This is a genomic window from Ideonella sp. P3_A4 (assembly GCF_056403075.1).
Genome location: NZ_JBFUGE010000313.1, coordinates 1 through 7,244 on the forward strand (window position 1 = coordinate 1; position 7,244 = coordinate 7,244).

The 7,244-nt window shown below is 67.6% G+C and carries 7 protein-coding genes; 3 read left to right on the forward strand and 4 right to left on the reverse strand.

What is annotated here, in order from left to right; genetic code table 11:
- A partial coding sequence (locus tag AC1DYI_RS22445) for an HD-GYP domain-containing protein (RefSeq protein WP_477206355.1) occupies window positions 1-856 on the forward strand: 856 nt, incomplete at its 5' end.
- A gap of 110 nt (window positions 857-966) precedes the next feature.
- Here the strand turns inward: AC1DYI_RS22445 and AC1DYI_RS22450 are convergent.
- The 4 genes from AC1DYI_RS22450 to AC1DYI_RS22465 form a co-directional block, all read right to left on the reverse strand.
- The gene (locus AC1DYI_RS22450; RefSeq protein ID WP_477206356.1) at window positions 967-1,251 is read right to left on the reverse strand and encodes a late competence development ComFB family protein; all 285 of its coding nucleotides are present in this window, start codon (window positions 1,249-1,251) and stop codon (window positions 967-969) included.
- A gap of 85 nt (window positions 1,252-1,336) precedes the next feature.
- Complete coding sequence (nadC, locus tag AC1DYI_RS22455; RefSeq protein ID WP_477206357.1) at window positions 1,337-2,209, reverse strand: carboxylating nicotinate-nucleotide diphosphorylase; 873 nt, start codon at window positions 2,207-2,209, stop codon at window positions 1,337-1,339.
- Between the two features lie 17 nt (window positions 2,210-2,226).
- Window positions 2,227-3,339: a quinolinate synthase NadA gene (gene nadA, locus AC1DYI_RS22460; protein ID WP_477206358.1), complete on the reverse strand. Its 1,113-nt coding sequence runs from the start codon at window positions 3,337-3,339 to the stop codon at window positions 2,227-2,229.
- A gap of 53 nt (window positions 3,340-3,392) precedes the next feature.
- Entirely contained in the window at window positions 3,393-4,250 is an 858-nt protein-coding gene (locus AC1DYI_RS22465) for an AraC family transcriptional regulator (protein ID WP_477206359.1), read from the reverse strand.
- 64 nt (window positions 4,251-4,314) lie between these two features.
- Here AC1DYI_RS22465 and AC1DYI_RS22470 point away from each other — a divergent pair, with 64 nt between their 5' ends.
- Both AC1DYI_RS22470 and AC1DYI_RS22475 read left to right on the forward strand, forming a co-directional pair.
- The gene (locus AC1DYI_RS22470; protein WP_477206360.1) at window positions 4,315-5,562 is read left to right on the forward strand and encodes an MFS transporter; all 1,248 of its coding nucleotides are present in this window, start codon (window positions 4,315-4,317) and stop codon (window positions 5,560-5,562) included.
- Window positions 5,563-5,695: 133 nt separating this feature from the next.
- Window positions 5,696-7,244, forward strand: a 1,549-nt coding sequence (locus AC1DYI_RS22475) for a thiamine pyrophosphate-binding protein (protein WP_477206361.1), incomplete at its 3' end; no start/stop codon positions are given.

The following is a 7,244-nucleotide window of genomic DNA, read 5'->3' on the forward strand; positions in this document are numbered from 1 at the left end:
GCGCAAGGTTGCCAAGAACATGCCTTGCGCCAGCGAGCTGGAGGCCTTGGGCCGCCAGGTGATGGTCCAGGTCGAACGCGATGTCGACGTGGCGCTGTTCATCACGATCCGGCCGGCTGAGCAGCGCCTCGCCCTCTATTCGCTGCTGCATGCATTGCACGCGGCCACCGTGGCGGTGGTGCTGGCGCGTCAACTCGACTGGTCGGAAGAGCAGAAGTTGCGGCTGGTGCTGGGTGCCTTGACGATGAACGTCTCGATGCTGGAGCTGCAGGGACAGATGGCGGTTCAGCAGGATCCACTGTCCACGCGCCAACGCCAGAGCATCCGGGCGCACCCCGAGAGTTCTGTGGCCATGCTGCAAGGCGCGGGCGTGACTGACCCGGAATGGCTGGCCATGGTGCGTGACCACCATGAGCAGCCCGACGGCACGGGCTACCCGAACGGCACCCAGGCGACCGGCGAGCTGGCCCACGCACTGCATGTGGTCGACGTGTTCACCGCCAAGATCAGCCACCGCGCCAGCCGCGCGGCGATACAGGTGCAGGTGGCTGCCAGGGAACTGTTCCAGGAAGAGCGGGGCAGCGGGCTCGCCTCTGCCCTGATCAAGGCGCTGGGCCTGTACCCACCCGGCGACCTGGTTCAGCTGAAGAGCGGCGAGATCGGCGTGGTGGCCCGTCGTGGCGCCAGTGCGACCACCCCCTTGGTGGCCTGCCTGACGAACGCACAAGGCCTGCCGGTGGCCGGTACGTTGATGCGCGACACGGCCAAGCCCGAATTCGCGATCACCGGCCCCGCCGGCGAACGCAAAGGCCTCTCTCGCGTACTACCCGAACGTGTCTACGGCCTGATGAATTGACGCGGCGCCCACAGGGCCGCCGCCTTCAAGTGGCGTGCGCGGATCCGGCTTTGCCGGTCCGCTGCGCGAGCCCCCTCGGGGGGGCAACCCCCGGTAGGGGGTGTGGGGGCTCAACGTCTGGCCCGCATCGCATTGCGCGCTTGGACAAAGCCGAACGCGAACTCGACGGCTTCTTGCACCGAGCGTTCCGACTCGGCACGTTCGTGCTCGGTCTGGAAGAAGGCGAAGTCCACGTCGTGGCGGATGTAGCGCGGTGGCAGCCGGTTCAGCGCGACGCAGGCGATGTCGGCCAGCGTGTCGCTGTTGGCCTGCAGATGGGGGTAGTTGCTCGCCTGCTCTTGCACGGCGGAGAACACGACTTTTTCGTAGAAGTTGTGGATCGAGGCGGAGTCCATGCGTCGTGTGGGTTGTGCCAGGGTCGAACAGGTTGGCAGTGTCACCTGGGCGGCTGGCGTTGGTCCATCGGGATAGCGTGATATTTCAGGCGTCCAGCCGATCGAGCACGCGCATCGAGTAGTCGACCGCGATCACGTCCTTGGTCAGCTTGCCGATCGAGATGCGATCGACGCCGGTGGCGGCGATCTCGTGCAGGCCTTCAAGCGTGATGCCGCCCGAGGCTTCGAGCAGCGCACGGTTGCCTGCAAGCGCGACGGCGTCCTTCATCAGCGTGGGGTTGAAGTTGTCAAGCAAGACGCTGGTGGCGCCGTTGTCGAGCGCTTCTTGCAACTGGGCAATCGATTCGACCTCGATCTGGATTTCGACGCCGGCGTTCAGCTCGCGGGCATTGCGCAGCACTGGGCCGATACCGCCGGCCGCGGCAATGTGGTTTTCCTTGATCAGAATGCCGTGCCACAGCGCCAGCCGCTGGTTCTGGCCGCCGCCCACGCGCACCGCGTATTTCTGCGCTTGGCGCAGGCCCGGGATGGTCTTGCGCGTGTCGAGCACCGCGCAGCCGCGTGGGTTGGGCGAGGCGCCTTCGATCGCATCCACATGGCGGCGGGTGACCGTGGCTGTGGCGGACAGCAGTTGAAGAAAGTTCAGCGCCGGCCGCTCGGCCGACAGCAGTGCGCGGGCATCGGCCTCGATCTCGCAAACGGGTGTGTTGGCGCTCATCATTGCGCCTTCGTCGTACTGCCAGTCGACGCGGCCCTTGGCGTCCAGCGCGAGCAGGCAGGCATCGAACCAGTCGCGCCCGCACAGCACCGCCTCTTCGCGCACGGTCACGCGCGCATGTACGCGACGGCCGGCCGGTACCAGCAGGCCCGTCCAGTCGGCGCGGCCAATGTCTTCAAACAGGGCGTCGCGCACATTGCGTGCGCGGGCTTCTTCGAGTGTTTCGTCGTGGTCGAACATGGGTGATCAGTGAGAGGTCAGGCGGCGCCGATGCCGCGCACCATGCCTTGCACGCGAGGCGCCAGCGCGCTCGGGTTCTTGGCGACGAAGTCCAGCATGCGATCGATGCAACGCACTGCGTCGCGCGCGACGGTCGGGTCGACAAAGATTTCGCCCTGGCCCCGTTCGAGGCAGTCGATCACGCCTTGCAGGCCATTCATCGCCATCCACGGGCAGTGCGCGCAGCTCTTGCAGGTGGCCGAATTGCCGGCGGTCGGTGCTTCGATCAGCATCTTGCCCGGGGCCAGCTGGCGCATGCGGTGCATGATCTGGTTGTCGGTGGCGACGATGTATTCCTTCGCCGCGCCATCGACCACCGCTTTCAACATCTGAGAGGTCGAGCCGACCACATCGGCGAGGTTGACCACGGCTTTGGGCGACTCCGGGTGCACCAGCACCATTGCGTTCGGGTACTCGGCCTTCAGCAGTTCCAGCTCAGTGGCGCGGAACTCGTCGTGCACGATGCAGGCGCCGTTCCATAGCAACATGTCGGCGCCGGTGTTCTCCTGGATGTAGCGGCCCAGGTGCTTGTCGGGCGCCCACAGCACCTTCTGGCCTTGGTCCTTCAGGTGCTGCACGATGGCCAGCGCGCAGGAGCTGGTCACCATCCAGTCGGCACGGGCTTTCACCGCGGCGCTGGTGTTGGCGTAGACGACGACCTGGCGATCCGGATGCGCGTCGCAGAAGGCCGCGAAGTCGTCCGGCGGGCAGCCCAGGTCGAGCGAGCAGGTGGCGTCCAGGTCGGGCATCAGCACCCGCTTGTCGGGCGACAGGATCTTGGCCGATTCGCCCATGAAGCGCACGCCGGCGACGATCAGCGTCTGGCTCGCATGGTCGCGGCCGAAGCGGGCCATCTCCAGCGAGTCGGCGACGCAGCCGCCGGTTTCAAGCGCCAGGTCCTGCAGATCGTCTTCGACGTAGTAGTGGGCGACCAGGACCGCGTTCTTCGCCTTCAACAGCGCTGCGGCCTTGGCCTTCAAATCCTCACGCTGCGGCCGCGTCAAGGGCGGCGGCACCTTGGCCCAGGCGTGCGCGGTGCAGGTGGCCCCTGTCGCGTCTTGCCGGGTGTAGTCATAGACGGCTTCTGTCATGGGCAAATTCTAGGTTGGGGTCTGAAACCGACCCGCAAGAGGGTCAAGAGGCGTCAAGCCTCGGCGAAGAAACGGCTCGGCGGCATGCCGACGGCGCGTGTGACCATCGCGCTGAAGGCGCTCGGGCTGGCGTAGCCCAATTCGGCGGCGATCAGATTCATCGGCAGCTTGCGCGCGGCCATCGTCAGGGCCTTGGCCAGCAGCAGCTGTTGGCGCCACTGGCCGTAGCTGGTGCCGAGCTCTTCGGCAAACCAGCGCGACAGGGTGCGTGCGCTGGTCGCGGCTTCGGCGGCCCAGCCTTCGATGTCGGCGTGGCGCAGCGGCTCGTCCAGCATCGCTTCGCAGACGCGCCGCAGCCGGCCCTCGCGCGGCAGCGGCAGGCCCAGCTGCACGCTGCGGGCCCGGCGCAGTTCATCAAGGATCAGCGTGTTGATGCCTTGCTCGCGGGTGCGGTCGGGCTCATCGACAGCCTCCCCATCCGGTGCAGTCGCCAGTTGGATCACCAGCTCACGCAGCAAGGGTGTCACGTCCAGCACGCGGCATTGGCTCCAGTCGCTGCCTTCGGCCAGCTGTCGGACTGCATCTTCGTGCAGGTACACCGTGCGCAGATCGGCCTGCTCGACGGCGGTCACTGCATGCACCACGCCCGGCGGGATCCACACGGCGCGTGAAGGCGGCACCATGTAGCTGCTGTCTGGGCCATCGCCCTTGGCCGACACCCGCACAGCACCGCTCATCGAGAACACCAGCTGCGCCCAGCTGTGCCAATGCGGCTGAATGTCCATGTGATACGCCATGTGCCGCGCCTTGCCGCGCAGTGGCCGCGCGGCAGTGGGCGCATAGCGCATCGGGTCGAGCGGCGGGACGCTGGTCCGGCTGCGGGCTGCGGCGGGTTTGGGGCGCTGTGGCATGAATTCGATAGAACTTGTCGATCTATCGTAACCCGGACGATGAAGGCCTGCCTACAGTGGGCCCATGAACTCAGTCACCGTCCCTTTGCCCGCTGCGGCCGCAGCGCGCCGCGACTTCACGACCATCGGCCTGATCGGCATGGCGCATGGCTGCTCGCACTTCTTTCACATGCTGCTGCCGCCGCTGTTCCCGGTCTTCATCCGCGAGTTTGGCCTCAGCTATTCCGAGTTGGGGCTGCTGGTCACCACCTTCTTCGTGATCTCGGGCATTGGCCAGGCGCTGGCCGGCTTCCTGGTCGACAAGACCGGCGCGCGGCCGGTGCTGTTTGCGGCGTTCGGCTGCTTCATTCTTGCGGCGCTGGCCGCAGCATCGGCTAACGGTTTTGGCGGACTGATGTTGGYGGCATCGCTAGCTGGCCTGGGCAATTCGCCATTCCATCCGGTCGACTTCACGATCCTGAACAAGCGCGTGTCGCAGCCGCGGCTGGGCCACGCCTTCTCGGTGCACGGCATCTCGGGCAACCTGGGCTGGGCGCTCGCACCGGTGTTCTCGATCGGCATCAGCGAGGCCACCGGGAACTGGCGCATGGCCTACGTTGGCTGCGCGCTCGTGGCTGCGGTGATCCTGCTGCTGCTGGTGCTGAACCGTGACGCGATCGACGATCGACAGGGCAGCTGGGCCCACGAGCGCGCCGGCGCGGCTGCGTCTTCAGCGCCCGCCGAGCACCCGATGGCTTTCTTGCGCCTGCCCTCGGTGTGGCTGTGCTTCTCGTTCTTCTTCTTCTCGACGGCAGCCCTGAGCGCAATCCAGAGCTTCGCCAGCCCGGCCTTGCAGCAGATGTTCGGTCTGCCCGGGACCATCACGGCCTTCGTCGTGACCGGCTACATGCTCTGCGGTGCGGCCGGCATGCTGGTGGGCGGCTTCTGGGTGGCACGCTCGGCTTCGCTGGAGCGCAATATCGGCTTCGCGATGGCCGGCTCGGCCGCCTTGTTGCTGCTGGCCGGTTCGGGTTGGCTGCCGGGGCTGGCGACCGCCGGCATCGCCGCGCTCGCCGGCTTCGGCACTGGCTTGGCTGGCCCATCGCGCGACATGCTGATCAAGCGTGCCGCGCCGCCCGGGGCCACCGGCCGTGTTTACGGCACCGTGTATTCGGGTCTGGACGTGGGTTTCGCGCTGGCAGCTCCGGTCTTCGGCGCGTTGCTGGACCACGGTCGTGCAAACGACGTGTTCTATGGGGCTGCCCTGGCTCTGATGCTGGGCATCGGCGCCGCCAGCCTGGTCGGCCTTGCGCGCCGGAGACATCCCGCCTAGGCGCGCGCAGCGTCGCCACCTATCAAGTGGCGTGCGCGGATCCGGCTTTGCCGGTCCGCTGCGCGAGCCCCCTCGGGGGCAGCCCCCGGGAGGGGGCGTGGGGGCCTCACTGTCCCGAGCTACAGTGGCGCGCATGCCTGAATCCACCTCTTCGCGCCTCGCCGGCCATGCGCTGGTCGAGGCGCTCGTCGCCCAGGGTGTCGACACCGTTTTTGGCGTGCCCGGCGAAAGCTACCTCGCCGTGCTCGACGGCTTTCACGAGCACCGCGAGCAGATCCGCTTCATTGCCTGTCGGCAGGAGGGCGGCGCCGCCTTCATGGCCGACGCCCATGCGCGCCTGACCGGCCGGCCCGCCGTCTGCTGTGTGACGAGAGGCCCCGGCGCCACCAACGCGGCGATCGGCGTGCATACCGCGTTCCAGGACAGCGTGCCGCTGATCCTGCTGGTCGGCCAGGTGGCGTCGGACCAGCGTGACCGCGAAGCTTTCCAGGAGCTGGACTACCGCCAGGTCTTCGGCCCCGGCACGCTCGGCATGGCCAAGTGGGTGGCCGAGGTGCACGACGCGAACCGCCTGCCCGAATACATCGCCAGGGCCTTTCACGTCGCGATGCAAGGCCGCCCCGGCCCGGTGGTGCTGGCGCTGCCGGAAGACCTGCTGACCACGCCGACGGCAGCGCCTGTGCTGCCCCGTGCCGAACCTGCCGAAGCCTGGCCCGCACCCGGCGCCTTGCGCGACCTGCGCACCAAGCTGCTGGCAGCCAAGCGGCCGTTCATGATCGTCGGAGGCCACGGCTGGACTCGCGACAGCGCGCTGGCCTTGCAGCGCTTTGCCGAGAACTGGCAGCTGCCGGTCGGCTGCGCCTTCCGCTACCAGGACACCTTTGACAACCAGCATCCGCAGTACGCCGGCGACGTGGGCATCGCGATCAATGCCGCGCTGGCGAAACGCATCCGCGACGAGGCCGATCTGGTCATTGCAGTCGGCGTGCGCCTGGGCGAGATGACGACCAGCGGCTACACGTTGCTGACTCCGCCGCGGCCGCGCCAAGTGCTGGCGCACCTGCACCCCGGCGCCGAAGAACTCGGCCGTGTTTACGCACCGGACATCGCGTTGCAGGCGTCGCTCAGCTGTGCTGGCAAAGCGCTGGAAACCTTGGCGGCGCCGCCCGAACTGCCGTGGGGCGAGTGGACGGCATCAGCCCACGCCGACTACGAAGCCAACCGCGAACACCCGTCGGTCGAGCCGTTGGACATGGCGGTGGTGATCAAGACCATCGAGCGCATGGCGCCCGCCGACACCATCTACACCAACGGCGCCGGCAACTATGCCGGCTGGCTGCACCGCTACCTGCGCTACCGCGGGCTGGCACTGGCCGGCAAGACGCAACTTGCCCCGACCGCGGGCTCGATGGGCTACGGCCTGCCCGCCGCCGTGGCCGCGAGCCTGACGCAGCCGCATCGCCTGGCGATCAACCTGACCGGTGACGGCGACTTCCTGATGAACGGGCAGGAGCTGGCGACCGCCAGCGCGTATGGTGCAACCAAGCTGATCAGCATCGTGGTCGACAACGCGACCTACGGCACCATCCGCATGCACCAGGAGCGCGAGTACCCCGGCCGCGTCAGCGGCACCTACCTGGCGAATCCCGACTTCGCCGCACTCGCCCGTGCCTATGGCTGGC

Coding starts and splice junctions, on each gene's coding strand:
- AC1DYI_RS22450 (WP_477206356.1), bottom strand. CDS start 1,251: ATGGACTCCGCCTCGATCCACAACTTCTACGAAAAAGTCGTGTTCTCC.
- nadC (WP_477206357.1), bottom strand. CDS start 2,209: ATGTTCGACCACGACGAAACACTCGAAGAAGCCCGCGCACGCAATGTG.
- nadA (WP_477206358.1), bottom strand. CDS start 3,339: ATGACAGAAGCCGTCTATGACTACACCCGGCAAGACGCGACAGGGGCC.
- AC1DYI_RS22465 (WP_477206359.1), bottom strand. CDS start 4,250: ATGCCACAGCGCCCCAAACCCGCCGCAGCCCGCAGCCGGACCAGCGTC.